We start from the raw sequence: 20,347 nt of genomic DNA, 5'->3' as shown, positions 1-20,347 counted from the left end.
ATACGCGGAAGGGTTGAACCGCAGGCGAACGCGCCGCGACGTGGACGCCCTACTTCACCAGGTTGGCCGGCGCCGCGAACGTGTTGCAGGCCTTGGTCTCGCCGACGTTGTAGCCGTTCATGATCCAGAAGCCCTGGGTGCTGGCCAGTCCGTGCGTGCGTTCGGTGGCCGGAGTGTCCTCGGACTCGCCGAAGCTGTTACTGGCCTGGTACTCGAACTCCTTCATCCGCTTGCTGAACGGATAGCTCTTCTCCACCGCCCGGCTGAACACCCCACCCAGGCAGGAGGCCTGCACCTCGTTGCGGCGGGAGCTCTCCAGCTTCTGCGACGGGTGGTCCTGCAGGTAGTAGGCCCGGGCGTAGAACAGCTCGGTGACGCCCTGGATGTGGTGGCCGTACTCGTGCGCGATCGTCAGCAGGTAGGCGAGGTCCTCCTTCGGGCCGAACGCCTTGTTCATCTGCAGCACGTCGGTGTACATCACCTGGTTGCCGTAGCAGTAGAAGGCCAGCACCCGGCCGGACAGCGGCTTGAACGAACCGCACGGCGTGTTCACCGGCTTGTCGAACACCACCAGGCCGGGATCGGGCTTGTTCACCCCGATCTTGCTCAGGGCCGGGCGCCAGGCGTCGTTCAGGCACTTGAAGAGCTTCTCGTAGTACACCTTCTGCGCGGTCAGGCTGCCGTCGCCGAGCTTCTCGGCCGGGCAGTCCACGTCGCCGAGGCCGCCGGCCTGGTAGAGCGGGCTGTTGACCAGGTAGTCCTCGGCGGTGCCCTTGTCCGGCTGGGTGGTCGCCGTCGGGACGATCGACGGTCCGCTGATCTCGGGGCCCGTCAGCGGTCCGCTGCGGCCGGTCAGCGCCGCGCCGACGACCGCCAGGGTGATGCCGACGAAGGCCAGTGCGAAAAAGCCGACCAGGATGAACTTGGCCGCGCCGGAGCGGCGCTTCTGGGGCTGGAAGCCGTTGAAGTGGTTCGGGCCGCCGTACGGCGGCGGCCACTGGCCGGGCTGCTGGTACGGCCCCTGCTGAAACTGGCCCTGCTGGAACTGGCCCTGCTGGTACGGACCCGGCTGGGGGTACGGCTGCTGGTACTGCGGCGGGTACTGCTGCGGCGGTCCCGGCTGCCACTGGCCCGGCTGGGGCGGCGGCAGCACGCCAGGCGGCGGCGCCAGCGGGCGATACCCCTGCGGACGGTCCTGGGGGCGGTCGTAGCCGTACGGGTTGCTCACTGGTCGCAGGCCCCTTCTGTGCCGGTGGCAGGTCGTCGCGAGTTCGCTGGGCGAACCGCCCCGAGACTACTCTCACCCCATGTCACTGAAGCGCCGCCTCCTTCCGGCAGCCCTGCTGGCCGCCCTGTCGATCCCCTTCGTTGCTCTGGGCGCCGGACCGGCTCAGGCCGCCGACGACCGGATCACCGGGTACGCCGCCGAGGCGACGCTGACCGGCGACGGAGTGCTCAAGGTCAAGGAGACCGTCGACGTCACGGCCGGTGCCGGTACGTTCAGCCGCACGCTGGCCACCCGGGTCCGGTCCAACGCCGACGACGACCGCGTGTACGACGTCCGCAACGTCTCCGCGACGGTGAACGGCCAGCCGGCGCCCGGCTTCACCGACACCGAGGTCGACAACGGCCGCCAGTTGTCGGTGCAGGTGTCCGGCCAGGCCAAGATCGTCTACAGCTACGACGTGGACAACGTCGTGGCCGACTCCACCGAGGGCCGCGAGGTCAGCTGGCCGGTGCTCCAGGGCTTCGGTACGGCGATCCCGAAGGCGAGCGTCACGGTCAACGTCCCGTTCGCCACCTGGCTGACCTGTTTCGCCGGCCGGCTCGGCTCGAGCATGCCGTGCACGTCGTTCCAGCTGGGTGAGTCGGCCGACATCCAGATCGAGCAGCTGCAGGTGCCGGCCGGTGGCCGGGTGACCTTCCTCACCGGGCTGAGCGGTCAGGCGACGGTCCAGCCGAACGCGGAGTTCAAGACCCGCTGGTCGCTGCACCACGCGTTCACCGCGGACGCTTCCACGATCGGGCTGAGCGCGTTGCTGCTCGGCCTGGGCGTCCTGGGAGCGGCGGCGCTGTGGTTCTTCAAGGGACGCGACGCCGGCCGCACCGGTGAAGGCGCTCCCGAGCGTCCGGTGCTGGACGGCACGGACGGGCCGCAGTTCGCCGCGCCGGACGGGATCCGCCCCGGCCAGGTCGGCACGGTCGTGGACGAGTCGGCCGACGTCGTCGACATCACGGCGACGCTGCTGGACCTTGCCGTTCGCAACTACCTGACGATCGTCGAGCTGCCGCGGGAGTCGCAGTTCGGCCGCCTCGACTGGCAGCTGGTCCGGCTCAACCCGGGCGGACCCGAGCTGCTGCCGTACGAGAAGGCCCTGCTCGACGCGGTCTTCGCCGACGGCGACACCGTACTGGTGTCGGCGCTGGGCCCGGCGCTGCGGCCCCGGCTCAACCTGGTCCGCGAGCAGCTGTACGCCGACGTCGTCACGCAGGGGTGGTTCGCCACCCGGCCGGACGCCGTACGGAACCGGTGGACCACGGCCGGGCTGGTCCTGGTCGGTGCCGGTGCGGTGCTGACGATCGTGCTGGCCGTCGTCACCAAGTTCGGACTGGTCGGGCTGGCCGTCATCCTCGCCGGTGTGGCGCTGGCGCTGGCCGGACAGGTCGCACCGGCCCGGACGGCGCGCGGTGCCGCCGTACTGGGCCGGGTGAGTGGTCTGCAGCGCTACCTGGCCGACGAGACCTCCGCGAGCCTGCCGCAGAGCCACCGGCTGGAGTTCGCCTCGCGGTGCCTGCCGTACGCCGCTGTGCTCGGCCTGACCGAGAAGTGGGCGCTGGAGATCGCCGCGACCGATGACGACGACGACCCGGACGCCGGGATCGGCTGGTACTCCGGGCCGGAGAACTGGCACCTGTCCGACATCGGGGAGTCGCTGACCAACTTCGTCACCACGTTCGGGGGCACGCTGACGGCGGCGCGCCGGCTGTTCTGAGCCACGCGAAAGCCCCGGGATCCCACGCTGTGCGGGGATCCCGGGGCTTCGTCGTACCAGGGGTCAGCTGGTGTACTGCGGGTTGGTGCTGAAGGTGTTGCAGAAGACCGGGTTCTTGTAGTTGAAGCCCCGGATCGACCAGCGGTTGTGGTTCACCTTCGAGCCGTGGTCGCGGACCCTCGGCCGGCTGAACTCGTCACCGGCGTTCGCGACCGCGAACTTCCAGTTGTTCAGCAGCTCGCCGCGCATCGGGATGAAGGGCGCGTTGGTGCCCAGGTAGGCCGAACCGAAGCAGGCCGCCTGCAGCTCGCGCCGGCGCGACTCCAGCAGCCGCAGGTTCGGGTCGGCCATCGTCGCCTGGCGGGCGAAGCTGGCGCGGAAGATGCCGGTCAGCTGCTGGATGTGGTGACCGTACTCGTGCGCGAACGTGTTCAGCATCCAGGCCCGGGTGTAGGTCGGGTTGATCTTGTAGTTGTTGTAGTCGACGTTGAACGGCATGTAGATCGCCTCGTTCGCGCCGCAGTAGAAGCCGCGGGTGCCGCGCTCGGTGCCGCACGGGGTCTTCACCTGGTTGGCGTAGACGATCAGGTTCGGCGCCCGGAACGGCTGGCCGGACTTCTTCAGCGCCAGCCACCAGGTGCGGTTCAGGCACGGCAGCAGCCGCTGGTAGTACGCCTTGGTCGCGGCGAACGTGGTCGGCCGGTACGGCGGCTCGACGCACTTGGTCGGCTGCAGGACCCCGACCGAGTAGATCTTGTTCTTCGCCACCGTCTCGTACGGCGTGGGCTGCCGCGGCTTGGGCTTCGGCTTGGGCGTCGGCTTCGGGGTGGGCGTCGGTGTCGGCGACGGGGTGGCCGAGGGAGTCCCGGACGGCGTCTCCGAAGGAGTCTCGGACGGGGTGTCGACGGCGACCGGCGTGGTCGGGTCGTCACCGTTCATGTTCAGCAGGACCGTCACGCCGGAGCCGACCACGAGCACGGCCAGCGCGACGAGCATGATCAGCAGACCCTTGGACAGCTGCCGCGGCTTGCGGCGGCGTCCCGGGCCCGGCGGCTTCGGGATCGGGATCGGCGGGTACTGCCAGTTCGGCTGGCCGCCCTGCGGGCCGTTCGGTCCACCACCCTGCTGCCAGCCGCCGCCACCGGTCGTTGCCGCCGACCACGGATTCTGCGGCTGCTGCGGGCCGGTCGTCGGACCAGGCCAACCGCCGGTGGGCGGAGGCGGCACCGGGCCGGTCGAGGCGGTGGGCCAGGAGCCGGTGAAGCCGCCCTGCCCTGCGCCGGTCGAGGGTGCGCCGCCGGTAGCAGGTCCATTGGTGTACGGGCCGCCCTGAGCGCCGGACGTCGGGGTGCCGCCTGTTCCGGAGGTCGGGGTGACGCCTGCTCCGGAGGCGGGGATTCCGCCTGGGCCGGACGCAGGCGTGCCGCCCGCAGCGCCTGTGCCCGACATGCCGCCTGCCGCGCCGGACCCGGAAGCAGGCGTGCCGCCTGCCGCGCCTGTGCCCGACATGCCGCCTGCCGCGCCGGACCCGGACGCAGGCGTGCCGCCCGCCGCGCCCGTGCCGGACAGGCCGCCTGCGGCTCCGGTCCCGGGCGTGCCGCCGGCGGGTCCGGACGTGGGGGTACCAGCGGCCTGCGGGCCGCCGGCGGCTCCGGCCGCGGTCGCGCCCATGCCGGTGTGCGAGCGGTAGCCGCTTGTCCCCGTGCCGGGCGTACCGGCGTTACCGGGGCGAGGAGAAGTGGGCGGCGGCGCCGAGTGCTGCCCGCGCGGGGCGGTCGGCTGGCTGGACCCGGGGAGGTTCCACCCGGGGTTGCTCGCCTGCTCACCAGCGGACGGCTGGTCACCCAGCCCAGGCGTGTACCACTGCGGCGCCGCTGGGGGCCGGGCCGGTGGCGGGGCGGGGTGCTGCGGGGAGTCCGGCTTCAGGTACTCCTCCGGCTTGTCGGTGGACTCGGTCCACCAGCGGGGCGACTGGCCATCCCTCGGCGGCGTGCCAGGGTTGCCGGTGGGCTGGTCGCCCTCCGGCTCCGACGGCTCCCGCCCAGGGGGTGGATTCCAGTTGTCCGACATCGATACTCCTCACGAGACCTTGCTGGCCGAAGCCGTGAACGTGTTGCAGCTGGCGCTGTTGACAGTGTTGAAGCCCCGCGCGGCCCAGTACTGGTGACTGCTCCGCGCTCCGTGGTCCCGCGGGCCACCACGGTTGTTCTCATCCCCGGTCTGAGCCTCCACGTAACGCCGGTAGATGGTCAGGTCGAGCCCGGTGATCCCGTACGACGTCTTGTTGGCCCCCATGAAAGCAGCCCCGAGACAGGATGCCTGCAACTCGATCCGCCGGCTCACCTCGAGCCGCGTGGCCCGGTCCGGCGCGTCGTACTCCAGCCGCGTCGCGGCCGGTAGGATCCCGGTCAGCTGCTGGATGTGGTGGCCGAACTCGTGGCCGGCGGTGTAGGTGGCCCACATCCGGGAGAAGGACCGGTTCGGCTCGTCCGAGGCGCGGGTCCACAGTTTGATGTCGTCCTCGAACTTCAGGTAGAGCGTCCGGTTCGCCGAGCAGTAGAACGAAGTCGGCGCCGAGCTCGTGCACGGCGACTGCACGGTTCCGGCCCAGAACAGCACCCGCGGCGCGGCGTACTGGTCCTGGCCGGCGCGGACCAGTGGTGTCCAGGCGCGGTTCAGGCAGCCGATCAGGTTGGTGTAGTAGCTCCGTACGGCTCCGGCCGTGCTGAGCGCGAGCTGCGGCTCCCGGCAGTTCACCGTCTTCTGCACCCCGCTGCGGTAGAACCCGTCGGTCTGCACGATCGCTGCACTGTCCTGCGACGACTGAGGAGCCCTGGGGGTTCCGGCCGAGCCGTCGCCGGTCCCCGGCGCCGCGCTGGTCGCCTCGGCCCCCGGCCGTAACGACGGCGCGACTGTCGGCTCGCTGGTGCCGCGCAGTGCGACAGCAGCGATCACCACAAGCACGCCGACCCCACAGAGCAGCATCAGTCCGGCCAGCAGACCGCTCGGGCGCTTGCGCTGCGGTCCGCCGTGCCGGATGTGGCCGCCGGCCTCGAACTCGGGCCCCCAGCCCACCTGCGGCAACGGCGGCCCGCCGCCCGGCGTACCAGGCAGCGGGTAACTGGCATAGAGCGGTATCGAGCCGTCGGGCGCCGGACCCGGCGGTGGTGCTCCTGGTGGTGCGCTCCAGTCCTGCTTCGACACGTTCCTCATCCCCCCGGGACACACAGGGCGGTGATCCGGACGACCAGGCTATCCACCGGCACCCGTCCACGTCTGCCCACGGCAAGCTGATCATCCGGGACCACGGGCCCGGCCCGCTAGCGTACGCGGGCCGAGGGTGCGGTGAAGGTGTTGCAGGCGGCCGGATTACGGCTGTTGTAGCCGCGCAGGGCCCAGTACGCGTGGTTCGGGGCGTCACCGTGGTCGTTGGCGTGGTCGGTGACGTGGCCGATCAGCCACCGCCACTGGGTCTGCGCCTGGCCGGTGACCGGGTAGGTCCGCCGGTTGGCGCCGATGAACACGTCGCTGAAGCAGGAGGCCTGCAGCTCCAGCCGCCGGGTCATCTCCAGCTCCGCGGCCCGGGTCGGCGCCTCGTAGCGCATGTTGTGGTTGGCGCGCAGGATGCCGGTCAGGCTCTGGACGTGGTGGCCGTACTCGTGCGCGAACTGGTGCAGCATCCACATCCGTGCCCAGACCTTCTGGTACGACTGCGGATACCGGTTGTAGTTGCCGACGTCCTCGCGCAGGTTCATGTAGATGGTCTCGTTGGTGGTGCAGTAGAACGGCGGGCCGGTGTCGCTCATCGAGCCGCACGGCGACTGCACCACCCCGGTGAAGGTGAGCACCGTCGGCGGGCGGAAGGTCGCGCCGGAGCGCTGGATCATCCCCGTCCAGCTGCGGTTCAGGCAGGCCCGCAGCTGCGCGTAGTTGGCCCGGGCGCCGGCCGCACTCGACGGCCGGGCGCTGCTCTCCCGGCAGCCGACCGACGGCATCGTGCCGGACGCGTAGATCCGGTTCCGGCTGACCATCTCGTAGTCGGTCGGGCCACGCCGGACCGGCGGATTGGTGGTCCGCGGCGCGGTCGGCTTGGTCACCGTCGGCTGGGGCGCCGGCGGGCGAGTGGTCGGGGCCGCGGTGGGGGTGTCGGGCGATGCCCCGACGCTCGGCTCGGCGGAGGGGTCGGCGGACGAGCTGGTCGTCGCGGTGGGGACGGACGGGCTGGAGTAGTCGTCCGGTCCGCTGTCGTTGAGCGCGGAGCTGACGACCCGCAGACCGAGCAGGGCGACGCCGACGACGATCAGCGGGGCGACGAACCAGATCGCCTTGCTCTTCTTCTTCCGGGGGCCTTGCGGTCCCTGCGGGTAGTACGGACCGCCTGGTCCGTGCGGCCCGCCGGGTGGCGGAGCGCCCCAGCCGAGCCCGTGGGGGAGCTGCTGCATGGGTGGCTGCGAGCTGTAGCCGGGCTGCCCGGGCTGCGGCTGCCAAGGCTGCGGCGCCAGCGGTCCCGGAGGCGGCACCTGCCCGCCGTAGGGCGGCTGACCTCCGTATGGCGGCTGCCCGGCCGGCGGCTGACCGCCGTACTGGGGCTGACCGCCGGCCGGCGGCTGACCGCCGTACTGGGGCTGTCCGCTCGGCGGTCCGTACGGCGGCTGGCCCGGCTGGTACGGCGTGGGCGGCTGGTACGGGGCTTGCGGTGGCTGCTGCGGGTACTGGCCCGGTGGCCCCCACTGGTTGTCCGACACGCGTTCTCCCACTGCCCCACCGGCGGACACCTGCGCGGCTCGGGGCGCAGCCACGCATCGGCAGACGCTATCCGAGCCCGGGCTCAGCCCGCACGGCCGCCGCCTTCGGGTCCGTCCGGCGGGATCGTTGCGCGCGGCATGAGTCACGGTAAGGTGCCCCCTGCAAGCGGCCGCTGCACGTCGTACCGCAGGGGACCGAACAAATCCTGACCCTCTCGATACGGTGTGATTGGGCGATGCGTCTACGTCTGCTCGGGGTATCCCTGTGCGCTCTCGGAATCCTGGTCGTCACCGGTGCCTCGGCCGGCGCGTCCGGTCTGAGTGGTGCCGCCGACCCGGTGGTGACCAACTACGACAGTGAGATCAGGGTGGACCGCGACGGTGCGCTCAAGGTGTCCGAGACGTGGAAGCTGAGCAACGTGACCGGGACCTTCACCCGGTTCCTGCTCACCCGCGACCACCTGCCCGACGACGTCGACCACGTGCAGAAGATCGAGGACCTGCAGGTCAAGGCCGGCGGCGAGACGAAGAAGGCCGAGCAGAGCACCGAGGGTGACGTCACCTCGATCGCGGTCGAGGACGTCACCGGCGACGCGCAGCTGGACTTCACCTACACCGTGCGCGGCGCGGTCGCGAGCACGCTGAACGGCACCGAGGTGCGGTTCGCCCCGCTGACCGGCCTGTCCTACACCGTGCAGGACGCGAACGTCGTCTTCAGCACCCCCGAGGTCTCGCACGTCTCCTGCGTCGCCGGCGCGGTCGACAGCAACCACCCCTGCACGCTGGCCCAGCTCGGCGAGACCGCCGGACCGACGTTCCGCCAGCAGGGGCTGCCGCCGGGCAACACGGTCCGGATGGCCATCGGCTTCCCCGAGGGCGAGATCGCGGCGAACTCGATCGTCGAGTACCGCAAGACTTTCCAGCGGGCCTTCTCCACCGACACCGCCCAGCTGATCACCGCTCTGCTCGTGCTGCTGCTCGGCGCCGGCGCGCTGATCGCCCTGTACCGGCTGCGCGGCCGCGACCAGGTCGACCCGAGCCGCGTCGTACCGGCGTCGTTGTTCAGCCTCGGGCAGGACACCCGGATCGACTTCACTCCGCCGGCCGACCTGCGTCCCGGCGAGGTCGGCACGCTGATCGACGAGCGGATCGACCCGGTCGACGTGACCGCGACGATCATCGACCTGGCGGTCCGCGGCCACCTGACCATCACCGAGCTGGAGCACAGCTCGGAGTTCGCCCGCCCGGACTGGCAGCTCCAGCGGGTCGCGAACGCGCCGTCCGAGGAACTGCAGCGCTACGAGAACGTGCTCGTCCGCGCGATCTTCGGCGACAACGACACCGTCCTGGTCTCCGAGCTCGGCCCGCAGGTCCGGGCGAACCTCGGCCTGGTCCAGGACGCCCTGTACGACGGGGTGGTGAAGCGCGGCTGGTTCTCCGAGCGCCCGGACCGCACCCGCTCGTTGTGGACCACGATCGGCCTCGGCGTCACCGTGCTCGGCGTGGTGCTGATCGTCCTGCTCGCTCTGTTCACCACCTGGGGCCTGCTCGGCATCGCCGTCACCGCCGTCGGGGTCGGCCTGCTGGTGATCGGCCGGCACATGCCCGCCAAGGCTCCGGCCGCCGGGCGCGTGCTCGGTCAGGTCGCCGCGATCCGCGGCGAGCTGCTGGAGATGGACGTCAGCGAGCTGCCCAGCGACCAGCACGTCGAGCTTTGCTCCCGAGCCCTCCCTTACGCCGTCGTCCTGGGCGGTTCCGAGCGCTGGATCGACGCCCTCGTCGCGACCGACGTCGACGACGCCGAGGACGAGGGCTTCCCCTGGTACCGCGGTCCCCGCGGCTGGCACCTGCAGCACCTGCCGGACTCGCTGCGCAACCTCACCACCAACCTCACCGGCGCCCTGTTCACCCGCTGAGCCGGGCGCGGCACACCGACGACGAGCTGGCCGAATGGCGGCAGCTCGTCGCCGGTCCCGCGACAGCCCCGGCAGTTACCAGTTGCTCTGGGCAACAGCCGGGGGCAGCGGCTGCGAGCTCGGGTGGATCACGTACACCAGTCCGCCCGAGTGCGGGATCCAAGCGTTCTCGAAGGCCTTGCGGTCGTACGTCGTCCGGACCTGGTCGTTGCTGGGGATCAGGTGCGAGGCCGGGTCGTTGACCACCACGTTGCCGTTGGAGTCGAAGCCGACGATCACCATCAGGTGCCCGTTGGTGCCGTAGCCCGCGCCGGGCAGCTCGTTCTTCTTGAACGACAGCGAGGCGACCAGCGGGATGCCCGCCTTGATGAACTGTTCCGCCTCGGTCAGCGAGCGCAACCGGGTTACGAACGCGTCCAGCTGCCGCGTCCCGGCGTACGCGGTGTTGAACGGCCAGTTGCCCGCGCCGTCGTAGGCGTAGTCGAAGACCATCCGGGCGGCGTGATCGACCTGCGGATCAGCGTCGGTCGGATCGACCCAGGAGGTCTCCTCCCGGCTCGGTCCGGCCTGCCAGTAGTCGAGCACCATCGCCGTCGAGGTCGCCGAGCACCAGGCCTCGCCGCCGTTGTCCCACTGCGGGTAATGCCCGATGTGCGTCTCCTGCGAGTACGTCGGTACGTCGAGCACCTGGCCCCACGCGCCGCCGTTCGGGCTGACCGGCACGGTCTTGTCGTCGGGCAGCCGGGAGGCCATCGCCCCGACGGACCGGACCACCGGGATCTGGTCACTGCCCGCCTGGCGGTAGAGCGTCACCTTGAGCTTCCAGCTGTCCAGCGAGCGCCCGTCGTTGGCCACGAAGGTGTCGACCGCGACGTCGCCGACGGTGTCCTCCTGGTTCGGCACGCTGGTCCGGTGGATCGACCCGGCCGTGGTGTCGTCGCTGTCGCTCCACCGGCCGAGCACGTACCACTTCGTGCCGGTGCCCAGGTCGGACCGGCCGGACATCGACACCTCGATCCAGGTCCCGGCCGGAGTGGCGGCGTTCCAGGAGGCGATCAGCTCGGTCAGGGCGAACCCGGGCCGCACCTCCGGCGACTCCCAGGTGGCCTGCTCGTAGGTCTTCGCCGTTCCGTCGCCGAACGGATCGACGTACGACGTGGTGCCGGTGGGGTCGCCGAAGACCAGGGCGCCCTCGTCGACCGCCGTGCCCTCGTTCCGGCCGGCCAGGAAGTCGAGCGACGAGGTCCACTCGTGATAGCCGATGTCGCGCGCGGACGGAGCGTGCGCGGCGTCGGACGGCGTGACTGCGAGGCTGCCGAGCAGGACGGTGACCAGCAGCGTGGCGGTACTGCGGGTGGCGGGTTTCATACCTTCCGACGATAGGGCACCCGCCGTGAATTCGTAACGGCTTACGTGTCGCGCAAGTTAGTTCTTGGCGGCCCACTCGTCGGCGAGCATCGCGTAGACCAGTTCGTCGACCCACTCGCCCTTGAGGAACTCGTTGCGGACGAAGTGCGCCTCGCGCCGCATCCCGAGCCGCTCGAGCAGCTTCACCGAGCCGGTGTTGCGGGCGTCCAGCCGCGCGATCACCCGGTGCATGCCGAAGTGCTCGAAGCCGAGCCGGAGCAGTTCGACCGACGCCTCGGCGGCGTAGCCGTGACCGCCGGACTCGGGGTGGAAGACGTAGCCGATCTCGCCGGTCCGCTGCTCGACGGAGTGCACGAACAGGGTGACCTCGCCGAGGTGCTGCCCGGTCTCGGTCAGCTCGACGGCCAGCGTCAGCGCCTGGCCCTCGGCGTCCATGGTGACGTCGGCCAGCCGCTTGGCCAGCGTCTCCCGGACCTCCTCCGGAGTCTTCGGGTCGTACAGCAGGAAGCGGGTGACGTCGTCGTTGGACTGCAGCTTCAGCAGGTCGTCGAAGTCGGTCTCGCGGTACCGGCGCAGGGTCAGCCGGTCGGTCCGGATCGGCAGGTAGTCAGTCATCGTTTCCACCCTAGAAACGGCCGCAACCGGATTTCACCGGACCTCGCCCGGCGTCGCGCTCCGGCAGTGCCCGGCCGAGCGGGTCCTGCCTGGGGAGAATTTGTCAAGAGTGATGGTCAAAGACCGTTACCCTTGATCGGTGACTCTTCGCTTGTACGACACCGCGACAGCCAAAGTGAGGGATTTCGTACCGGTCCACCCGGGCCAGGTCGGGATCTACCACTGTGGGCTGACGGTGCAGGGTGCCCCGCACGTCGGGCACATCTACAAGGAGGTCGTGTTCGACGTCCTGCGGCGCTGGCTGGAGCGCTCGGGTTACCAGGTCACCGTGATCGCGAACGTGACCGACATCGACGACAAGATCCTGGCCAAGTCGGCCGAGCGTGGCGTCGAGTGGTGGGCACACGCCTACGAGTTCGAGCGTGAGCTGCACTGGGCCTACGACGTGCTCGGCTGCCGCCCGCCGACGTACGAGCCGCGCGCCACCGGGCACGTCCCGGAGATGCTGGAGATGATCCAGCAGCTGATCGACCGCGGCCACGCGTACGTCGCGCCGGACGGCTCGGGTGACGTCTACTTCGACGTGAAGTCCTGGCCGGCCTACGGCGCCCTGTCGCACCAGAAGATCGACGACATGGAGGACGCCGAGGACGCGGACCCGCGCGGCAAGCGCGACCCGCGGGACTTCGCGCTCTGGAAGGGCTACACCGAGGGCACCCCGCGGACGGCGTCCTGGCCGACGCCGTGGGGCCGCGGCCGCCCGGGCTGGCACCTGGAGTGCTCGGCGATGGCCGGCAAGTACCTGGGCGCCGAGTTCGACATCCACGGCGGCGGCCTGGACCTGCGCTTCCCGCACCACGAGAACGAGCTGGCCCAGTCGACCGCGGTCGGGCAGAAGTTCGCCCGGTTCTGGATGCACAGCGCCCTGGTCACCACGGCCGGGGAGAAGATGTCGAAGTCGATGGGCAACGGCGCGATCGTGCGCAACGTGGTCCAGCGGGTCCGGCCGATCGAGCTGCGGTACTACCTGGTCCAGTCGCACTACCGGTCCGTGGTGGAGTACTCGCCCGCGGCGCTGGAGGAGGCCGCGACCGGCTTCCAGCGGCTCGAGGGCTTCGTCACCCGGGCCACCGAGGTGACCGGTGGGGTCGAGCCGGCCACCGAGCTGCCGGCCGACTTCGTCGCCGCGATGGACGACGACCTCGGCACACCGGGGGCGGTCGCCGTCCTGCACACCACGGTCCGCGACGGCAACAAGCTGGTCGCCGACGGTGACTCGCCCGCGCTGCGGGAGGCGCTGGCCGCCGTCCGGGCGATGCTCGGCATCCTCGGGCTCGACCCGCTGGCCGAGCCGTGGGCGTCGCGGTCGGGCTCGAACGACGAGCTCACCGAGGTCGTCGACGGGCTGGTCGGTGCGTTGCTCGACCAGCGCCAGGCGGCCCGCGAGCGCAAGGACTACGCCGCGTCGGACCAGATCCGCGACCGGTTGAAGGACCTCGGCGTCGTCGTCGAGGACACCCCGCAAGGGCCGCGCTGGACGATCGCCCCGCGCCCGACGAGTGAAGGAAACTGACGTGCCAGGCAGTAGTCAGCGCAAGGGAGCCATCCGGAAGAAGCCGCGCGGGAACCCGACGGCCGGATCCGGTGGCCGGGTTCGCCGTGGGCTGGAGGGCAAGGGCCCGACGCCGAAGGCGGTGGACCGGACCAAGCACCCCGCCCACAAGCGGGCCAAGGCCAAGGAGCGCGCCGAGAAGCGCAGCAGCACCGGGCGCCGGTCGTCGCGCAAGGACGAGACCGCGACCGTCGAGTGGGTCTACGGCCGCAACCCGGTCGTCGAGGCGCTCCGGGCCGGCGTACCGGCCAGTGCGGTTTATGTTGCCGAAGGCACCGAACGCGACCCGCGCCTGCGCGAGGCGCTGCTGCTGGCCGTCGAGCGGGGTATCGCGCTGCTCGAGGTGCCGCGGATCGAGCTCGACCGGCACACCGCCAACGGCGCGCACCAGGGCCTGGCGATCCAGATCCCGCCGTACGAGTACGCACATCCCGACGACCTGCTGCGCGCGGCGCACGACGCCGACCAGGCACCACTGATCGTCGCGCTGGACGGCGTCACCGACCCACGCAACCTCGGCGCGATCACCCGCTCGGCGGCGGCTTTCGGCGCCCACGGCGTGCTCGTGCCCGAGCGCCGCGCGGCCTCGATCTCCGCCTCGGCCTGGAAGACCTCGGCCGGCGCCGCGGCCCGCATCCCGGTCGCCCGGGTCACCAACCTCAACCGGGCCCTGAAGTCGTACAAGGACGCCGGCCTGCTGATCGTCGGCCTCGACATGGGCGGCGAGGTCGAGCTGCCGGACCTGCAGTCGGCCACCGACCCGATCGTCCTGGTCGTCGGCTCCGAAGGCAAAGGCCTGGCCCGCCTGGTCCGCGAGAACTGCGACATCATCGTCTCCATCCCGATGACGTCGGCCACCGAGTCCCTCAACGCGGGCATCGCCACCGGCGTCGCTCTCTACGAGATCTCCCGCCGCCGCGCGCAGTAGTTCGCCCGCACCGACGAACCACGGGCCCCGGACCAGCTGGTCCGGGGCCCGTGGTGTTCGAACTGCTTGCCGTCTTGATGTAACTACCTGAGGTAGGTACATTTGGGGTCATGGTGACCATCGGACTGCGTGAGCTGAACCAGAACCCCTCCAAAGCGGTGGCTCGGGTGCGGGCCGGGGAGACGATCGTGGTCACCGACCGCGGGCGCCCGGTGCTGCGGCTGGTGCCCGAGCAGGAGCAGCCGACGACGTTGCGGCACATGATCGACTCCGGCGAGGTGGCAGCGCCGGCTGAGCTGGGGATGCCGGAGCTGGCGCTGGAGCTCGCGCCTGGGGTCGACAGCTTGTCCGACCTGCTGATCGCCGACCGGGACAAGGAACGGCGCCGGTGATCTATCTGGATGCCTGTGCCCTGCTCAAGTTCATCAAGCCGGCGGCCGAGTCGGCAGCTCTGCGCGCGTGGCGGGAGCATCTTCCGCCGGAGACCGAGCTGCTCACCAGTGAGCTCGCCAAGCTGGAGATCACCAGAACTCTGCTCCGCGCCGGAGTCGATCATCAACAGGTCCCGTACTTCACCGGGCAGGCTGTTCGAGGCATCTACGTCGTCGACCTGAGCTCGACCGTGCTCGCACGGGCGATGGCCTACCGGATTCCCCGGTTGGGATCACTCGACGCGATCCATCTGGCCAGTGCTGAACCGTTCCGGGAGGACCTGGAGCAGTTCGTCACGTACGACAAGGAACTGGCCGGCGCGGCGGTCGACCTCGGGTTCCCGGTGCTCGCTCCGGCCTGAAAGCGAACCACGGGCCCCGGACCAGCTGGTCCGGGGCCCGCGGTGTTGGTCAGGTGCGGTGGGTGGAGTCCGGGATCAGTAGACCTGGACGCCGTAGCGGTTCAGGACCTCGACGACCGGCTGGAAGAACGTCGTACCGCCGGTGCGGCAGTTGCCGCTGCCGCCGGAGGTGAGGCCGAGGGCGGTGGAGCCGGAGAACAGGGCGCCGCCGGAGTCGCCGCCTTCGGCGCAGACGTTGGTGCGGATCAGGCCGGAGACGGTGCCTTCGGGGTAGTTGACCGTGGCGTTCAGGCCGGTGACCGAGCCGCTGCGCAGGCCGGTCGTGCTGCCGCTGCGCCGGACCGACTGGCCGACGGTCGGGTTCGCGGCGGAGGTGATGTCCTGGTACGAGCCGTTGTACAGGTTCACGTTGCCGGGGTGGTTCGTGTACGACGTGCTGTACCGGACGATGCCGTAGTCGTTGCCCGGGAAGCTGGTGCCGTACCGGGTGCCGAGCACGGTGGTCTGCGACGAGTTGGCGTACCAGGTGGACCCCAGGTTCGTGCAGTGGCCGGCGGTCAGGAAGTAGTAGGTGGTGCCGCTGCGGACGTTGAAGCCGAGCGAGCAGCGGTAGCCGCCGGTGTAGATCGCGTCGCCTCCGCTGATCCGCTTGCTGAGGACGCCGGGCAGCTTCTCCAGGGTGACCTGGCTGCCGAAGCGCTTGGTGACGTTGGTGAGCGCGGTGAATTTGGCTCCGCTCACGGTGTCGTCGTACGAGACGATGATCCGGCCCGACTTCTCGTCGGTCATCCAGGCGGTGCCGGGGATCGACGCCTCCTTGCTCAAGGTGGCGGTGATGGTGCTCGCCGAGGCGACGGCGGCCTCGGGGCCCGGGGCCGCACTGGCCTGGGCGGAGAGCTGGACGGTGGTGGCGACCAGGCCGGCGGTGGCCAGCAGGGTCACGGTACGGCGAATACGCATGGTTGTGCCTCCTCACGATGAGGACGCCCGGGGCGGGAACGTCCTTGACTCAACCGTGATCTGTTCTACCGGAAACTGTCATAAAGTGCCCGGGCGAACGCGGAGGGTAAGGGTAATCCTCCGTCCGGAAACCGGTCAGTCTCGCCGGCGGGCGGATTCGACCTGGTAATGCAGCGATCTGGTCAGATGCTGGCGCCCGTCGGCCAGCCGGGCGTGGTCCACGTCGACCGCCGCCTGGTCGCCCTCGATCGCGACGCTCATCACCCCGTTGTCGAACCACGGCCCGTACGACGTGCGCCAGGACGCCGCCACGTCGCGCACCCCCGCGGAGCGCGCCAGCTTGTACGTCATCCACCGGCTGTCGAGCAGCTTGTTCGCGAGCCGGATGTGCTTCGGGATCGGGTTGCGGAACGGCGACATCGTCAGCTGCCGGATCGCCGTTCCCGGATGCTCGACCGCGCTCAAGCGCGCCTCGGCCAGATAGCTACAGTGCACGTCGCCGGACAGCATCAGGATCGAGGCCGGCGCATCGTCGGCCTCGACCAGTTCGGTCAGCAGTTCGGTGACGTCGTCGAACGACTTCCGGAACGACGCCCAGTGCTCGAGGTCCATCCCCTGCCGGATCCGCTCGCCGATCGCGGCCCCGCGCGGTCCCCACGCGCCGGACGAGATCGCCTCGTCCCACCCCTCCAGGTGATGCAGCCCCGGCGCGAGCAGGAACGGCAGCGTCGACGCGAGCAGCAGGAGCCTGATCGGCTCCGAAGCCTCGATGGTGTGCCGCCGCACCCACTCCCACTCGTGCGCGTCGACCATCGCCCGTTTGTCCGGCTGCAGGTGCCGCGAGCAGCGCGAGTCCACCGCGACCAGCCGCACACCGCCGCCGAAGTCGCGGTAGAAGCTCCACCGGGTCGAGGCGGGGTCCTCGTCGGCTTCCCACGCGAAGGAGTCCAGGTACGCCGTCCGCTCGGCGTCGTCCGTCAGCGTGCGCATCGCCTGGTAGGTGGCGTCCTCGGCCAGCTGTTCCGGCGACAGGTTGCCCAGGTGCTGGTAGACCCAGTACGACGCGTAGGCGCCGACCACCCGGTCGTGCCACCAGGGCTGCTGGGTCACCCAGCGGCGCCAGGTCAGCGAGGTGTTCCAGTCGTCGCGCAGGTCGTGGTCGTCGAGCAGCATGCACAGCGGCACGGTCGAGAACAGCCAGCGCACCGCCGGCTGGGTCCATGCGTCGTCGTACAGCCAGGTGTACTCCTCGAAGTTGCCGATCTCGTCCTGCACCTCGGAGCCGGGCCGGCCGCCGTGTGCCTCACGCAACTGCTCCAGTACGGCGTCCGACGGGTCGTCGGCGTACACCTGGTCGCCGAGCAGCAGGATCGCGTCCGGCCGCTCGTGGTCCGTGCCGGCCATCCGCTCCGCCAGCGCGACCAGCGCGTCCGGCCCGAACTCCTTGAATCCCTGCTCGTCGAACGGCGCCGACCGCCGGCACGACCCGAACGTCAGCCGGAAGGCGCCGTCGGCCCCCGCCGTCCGGATCACGCTCGGCCCGTACGGCGAATCCGCCGGCGGCCAGACTTGCTGCCCGTCCAGGTGCACCTCGTACGGCGTACTGCTGGCCGGCGCGAGCCCTTCGATCAGGACCAGCGCGTAGTGGTGGCCGTGCACGGACCAGGTGGTCGCCCGGTGGCCGAGGATCTCCACCTCGCCCGGGCCGGTGGTCTCCACCCACACGGTCGCCCGCGTCCGGTCGACGTACCGCAGCAGCGGACCCAACTTCAGTTGCATCCGGAAACGCTAGCCGCCGCACCCAACTCGTGTCAGTCGACGCGGAGCGAGTGCAGCACGAACGAGGCCAGCTCGCGGTAGGCGTCAGCGTCGCTGAGGCCGGTCCGGCGGGCGATGTCGCCACGCTGGATGGCCTGCATGGTGTGCGCGACCATCTCGGCGGCGAAGCCGATGTCGACCTGGCGGAAGGTCTTGCTGGCGATGCCGTCCTCGATCAGCGTGCGGACCCGCTCGGCGGCGATCCGGGTGTTGCGCTCGTAGACCGATCGGGCCGGCGCGAACGTCGACACGTCGTCCAGGAAGGTCCGGCTGGCCGGGCGCAGCGCGTCGGCGACCGCGTTCAGGTACGCGGCGATCCGGCGGTCGTGCCGGGTCTGCCGGGCCACCGTCGCCTCGACCTGGGCGGTGGCGTTCTTGAAGTAGTGCTTGACCACCTCGACGGCCAGCTGCTCCTTGCTCGGCGCGAGCGCGTACAGGGTGGTTTTGCTGCAGCGCAGCTCGGCGGCGAGGTCGTCCAGGGTGAACCGGCTGAAGCCCTGCGTGAGGAACAACGACAGGAGCCGGTCGAGCAGCTCGGACTGCCGGCGCGTGCGGCGTCCCGGAACGACTGTTGTCATATCGATACAGCATAGAACGATACTGAACTTGAGTCTTCAGTATCAATCAGAGTACCGTTTCGGTACCCGCTGAGAGGGGTGCCTGATGGCTGTCGACCGGTTGCTGCCGACCGAGGAGTCCACCGACCTGCTGGACCTGGTCCGGGACCTGTGCGAGCACGAGCTGGCGCCGTACGCGGCCAAGGCCGAGGAGAGCGAGGCCTTCCCGCGCGAGGCGTTCCGCACGCTCGGCAAGGCCGGCCTGCTGGGCCTGCCGTACCCGGAGCAGTACGGCGGCGCCGACCAGCCGTACGAGGTCTACCTGCAGATGCTGGAGGAGATCGCCGCCGCCTGGATGTCGGTCGGCGTCGGGCTCTCGGTGCACACGATGACCAGCTACGCCGTGGCGACCCGCGGCACCGAGGAGCAGCGCGCGCGATTCCTGCCGGACATGATCGGCGGCGAGCTGCTGGGCGCGTACGCGCTGTCCGAGCCGCAGGCCGGGTCCGACATCAGCTCGATGACCACCAAGGCGGTCCGCGACGGCGACGAGTACGTGCTGACCGGGACCAAGTCCTGGATCACGCACGGGTCGCACGCCGACTTCTACACGACCTTCGCGCGCACGTCGGCCGATCCCAAGCACGGGATCTCGGCGTTCCACGTGCCGGCCACGTCCGCCGGGCTCAGCTTCGGGGCGCCCGAGCGGAAGATGGGCCTGACCGGGTCGACCACCACGCTGGTCAACTTCGACCAGGTCCGGGTGCCGGCCGACCACCTGATCGGCGCCGAGGGTGACGGGATGCGCATCGCGCTGTCCGCGCTGGACTCGGGCCGGCTCGGCATCGCCGCGTGCGCGGTCGGGCTGGCGCAGGCGGCGCTGGACTGCGCGGCGTCGTACGCGCTGGAGCGCAAGCAGTTCGGGCATGCGATCGCGGACTTCCAGGGGATGCAGTTCCTGCTCGCGGACATGGCGGCGGCGGTCGAGTCGGCCCGGGCGACGTACCTGCAGGCTGCGCGCCGGCGTGACCTCGGCCGGTCGTTCACCCAGCAGGCGGCGATTGCCAAGCTGGTGTGCACCGACGCCGCGATGAAGGTGACCACCGACGCCGTACAGGTGCTCGGTGGCTACGGTTACACCCGTGACTTCCCGGCCGAGCGCTACATGCGCGAGGCCAAGGTGACGCAGATCTTCGAGGGAACCAACCAGATCCAGCGTCTGGTGATCAGCCGCGACCTGCTCAGGAGTGTTCGATGAAGCTTGGCCCGTCCGACGTAGCTCTGGTCACCGGTGGTGGCTCCGGCCTGGGCGAGGCGACCGTACGCCGCCTGGCCGCGGCCGGCGTCGGCGTGGTGATCTGCGACCTGCCGTCGTCGGCGGGCAAGGCGATCGCCGAGGAGCTGGGGGAGCGGGTGGTCTTCGCCCCGACCGATGTCACCGACGAGGCCGCCGTCGTCGCGGCTCTGGATGCGGCTGCTTCGCTGGGCGATCTGCGCGTCGTCGTCACGTGCGCCGGCATCGCCACCCCCGGCCGCGTCGTCGGCCGCAAGGGTCCGTTGCCGCTGGCAACTTTCCGGCAGGTCGTCGAGGTCAACCTGATCGGCACCTTCAACGTGCTCCGCCTCGCCGCTGAGCGGATGCTCACGCTCGAGCCCACGTCCGACGGTGACCGCGGGGTCTTCGTGATGACCGCCTCCATCGCCGCGTACGACGGCCAGATCGGTCAGGCCGCCTACGCCGCCAGCAAGGGCGGCATCGTCAGCCTCACCCTCACCGCCGCCCGCGACCTCGCCGACAAGGCCATCCGCGTCGTCACCATCGCGCCCGGCACGATGGAAACCCCGATGCTGGCCGGCCTGCCCGAGGAAACTCGCACGGTCCTCGAGCAGCAAGTTCCCCACCCCTCCCGCCTCGGCCGCCCCGACGAGTACGCCGCCCTGGTCACGCACGTCCTCGACAACCAGCTCCTCAACGGCGAAGTCATCCGCCTCGACGGCGCGCTCCGGATGCCGCCGCGCTGATTGGTCTGATTGGCCTGTGG

General features: G+C 70.5%; 17 protein-coding genes. 8 read left to right on the top strand and 9 right to left on the bottom strand.

Features of this window, described 5'->3' with window-relative positions; translation table 11 throughout:
* Positions 1-49: 49 nt before the first annotated feature.
* A complete protein-coding gene (locus BWI15_RS27275; protein WP_077017421.1) occupies positions 50-1,228 on the bottom strand; it encodes a neutral zinc metallopeptidase in 1,179 nt (392 codons plus the stop codon).
* A gap of 79 nt (positions 1,229-1,307) precedes the next feature.
* On the opposite strand from BWI15_RS27275, the gene BWI15_RS27270 reads away from it, so the two are divergent.
* Positions 1,308-2,993: a DUF2207 domain-containing protein gene (locus BWI15_RS27270; protein ID WP_077017420.1), complete on the top strand. Its 1,686-nt coding sequence runs from the start codon at positions 1,308-1,310 to the stop codon at positions 2,991-2,993.
* A gap of 63 nt (positions 2,994-3,056) precedes the next feature.
* Here the strand turns inward: BWI15_RS27270 and BWI15_RS40490 are convergent, their stop codons facing one another.
* The 3 genes from BWI15_RS40490 to BWI15_RS27255 form a co-directional block, all read right to left on the bottom strand.
* The gene (locus BWI15_RS40490) at positions 3,057-5,063 is read right to left on the bottom strand and encodes a neutral zinc metallopeptidase (protein ID WP_143465877.1); all 2,007 of its coding nucleotides are present in this window, start codon (positions 5,061-5,063) and stop codon (positions 3,057-3,059) included.
* A gap of 9 nt (positions 5,064-5,072) precedes the next feature.
* The gene (locus tag BWI15_RS27260) at positions 5,073-6,197 is read right to left on the bottom strand and encodes a neutral zinc metallopeptidase (protein WP_168197384.1); all 1,125 of its coding nucleotides are present in this window, start codon (positions 6,195-6,197) and stop codon (positions 5,073-5,075) included.
* Between the two features lie 116 nt (positions 6,198-6,313).
* Entirely contained in the window at positions 6,314-7,738 is a 1,425-nt protein-coding gene (locus tag BWI15_RS27255) for a neutral zinc metallopeptidase (RefSeq protein WP_237771483.1), read from the bottom strand.
* A 236-nt stretch (positions 7,739-7,974) separates the two neighbouring features.
* On the opposite strand from BWI15_RS27255, the gene BWI15_RS27250 reads away from it, so the two are divergent.
* Positions 7,975-9,654: a DUF2207 family protein gene (locus tag BWI15_RS27250; protein ID WP_077017417.1), complete on the top strand. Its 1,680-nt coding sequence runs from the start codon at positions 7,975-7,977 to the stop codon at positions 9,652-9,654.
* A gap of 75 nt (positions 9,655-9,729) precedes the next feature.
* Here BWI15_RS27250 and BWI15_RS27245 read toward each other — a convergent pair whose 3' ends face one another.
* Positions 9,730-11,022 (bottom strand): peptidase C39 family protein, encoded by a 1,293-nt coding sequence (locus BWI15_RS27245; RefSeq protein WP_077017416.1) that lies wholly within the window; start codon positions 11,020-11,022, stop codon positions 9,730-9,732.
* A gap of 57 nt (positions 11,023-11,079) precedes the next feature.
* Complete coding sequence (locus BWI15_RS27240; RefSeq protein WP_077017415.1) at positions 11,080-11,637, bottom strand: GNAT family N-acetyltransferase; 558 nt, start codon at positions 11,635-11,637, stop codon at positions 11,080-11,082.
* A 139-nt stretch (positions 11,638-11,776) separates the two neighbouring features.
* On the opposite strand from BWI15_RS27240, the gene cysS reads away from it, so the two are divergent.
* From cysS to BWI15_RS27220, 4 genes are all read left to right on the top strand, one after another.
* Positions 11,777-13,210 carry a cysteine--tRNA ligase gene (cysS, locus tag BWI15_RS27235; RefSeq protein WP_077017414.1) on the top strand — a complete coding sequence of 478 codons (1,434 nt, stop codon included), beginning with the start codon at positions 11,777-11,779 and terminating at the stop codon, positions 13,208-13,210.
* Between the two features lies 1 nt (position 13,211).
* Positions 13,212-14,177 (top strand): 23S rRNA (guanosine(2251)-2'-O)-methyltransferase RlmB, encoded by a 966-nt coding sequence (gene rlmB, locus BWI15_RS27230; protein WP_077017413.1) that lies wholly within the window; start codon positions 13,212-13,214, stop codon positions 14,175-14,177.
* Positions 14,178-14,287: 110 nt separating this feature from the next.
* Positions 14,288-14,569, top strand: coding sequence for a type II toxin-antitoxin system Phd/YefM family antitoxin (locus BWI15_RS27225; protein ID WP_077017412.1), 282 nt, complete (start codon positions 14,288-14,290; stop codon positions 14,567-14,569).
* Positions 14,566-14,970 (top strand): type II toxin-antitoxin system VapC family toxin, encoded by a 405-nt coding sequence (locus tag BWI15_RS27220; RefSeq protein WP_077017411.1) that lies wholly within the window; start codon positions 14,566-14,568, stop codon positions 14,968-14,970. The genes BWI15_RS27225 and BWI15_RS27220 overlap by 4 nt, the downstream gene beginning before the upstream one ends.
* Positions 14,971-15,045: 75 nt before the next feature.
* On the opposite strand, the gene BWI15_RS27215 is transcribed toward BWI15_RS27220, so the two are convergent.
* The 3 genes from BWI15_RS27215 to BWI15_RS27205 form a co-directional block, all read right to left on the bottom strand.
* Positions 15,046-15,930, bottom strand: coding sequence for a S1 family peptidase (locus BWI15_RS27215; protein ID WP_077017410.1), 885 nt, complete (start codon positions 15,928-15,930; stop codon positions 15,046-15,048).
* A 135-nt stretch (positions 15,931-16,065) separates the two neighbouring features.
* Positions 16,066-17,709: a DUF7800 domain-containing protein gene (locus BWI15_RS27210; RefSeq protein WP_077017409.1), complete on the bottom strand. Its 1,644-nt coding sequence runs from the start codon at positions 17,707-17,709 to the stop codon at positions 16,066-16,068.
* Between the two features lie 32 nt (positions 17,710-17,741).
* Positions 17,742-18,326, bottom strand: coding sequence for a TetR/AcrR family transcriptional regulator (locus BWI15_RS27205; RefSeq protein WP_077017408.1), 585 nt, complete (start codon positions 18,324-18,326; stop codon positions 17,742-17,744).
* 85 nt (positions 18,327-18,411) lie between these two features.
* Between BWI15_RS27205 and BWI15_RS27200 the strand changes: the two genes are divergently transcribed.
* Positions 18,412-19,563 (top strand): acyl-CoA dehydrogenase family protein, encoded by a 1,152-nt coding sequence (locus BWI15_RS27200; RefSeq protein ID WP_077017407.1) that lies wholly within the window; start codon positions 18,412-18,414, stop codon positions 19,561-19,563.
* Positions 19,560-20,327 carry an SDR family NAD(P)-dependent oxidoreductase gene (locus BWI15_RS27195; protein WP_077017406.1) on the top strand — a complete coding sequence of 256 codons (768 nt, stop codon included), beginning with the start codon at positions 19,560-19,562 and terminating at the stop codon, positions 20,325-20,327. Before BWI15_RS27200 ends, BWI15_RS27195 begins: the two co-directional genes overlap by 4 nt.
* The last annotated feature ends 20 nt before the right edge of the window (positions 20,328-20,347 follow it).

The organism is Kribbella sp. ALI-6-A, from assembly GCF_001984195.1.
In the GTDB taxonomy this organism is placed as follows: Bacteria; Actinomycetota; Actinomycetes; order Propionibacteriales; family Kribbellaceae; genus Kribbella.
This window is presented reverse-complemented; position numbering and strand designations above follow the sequence as displayed.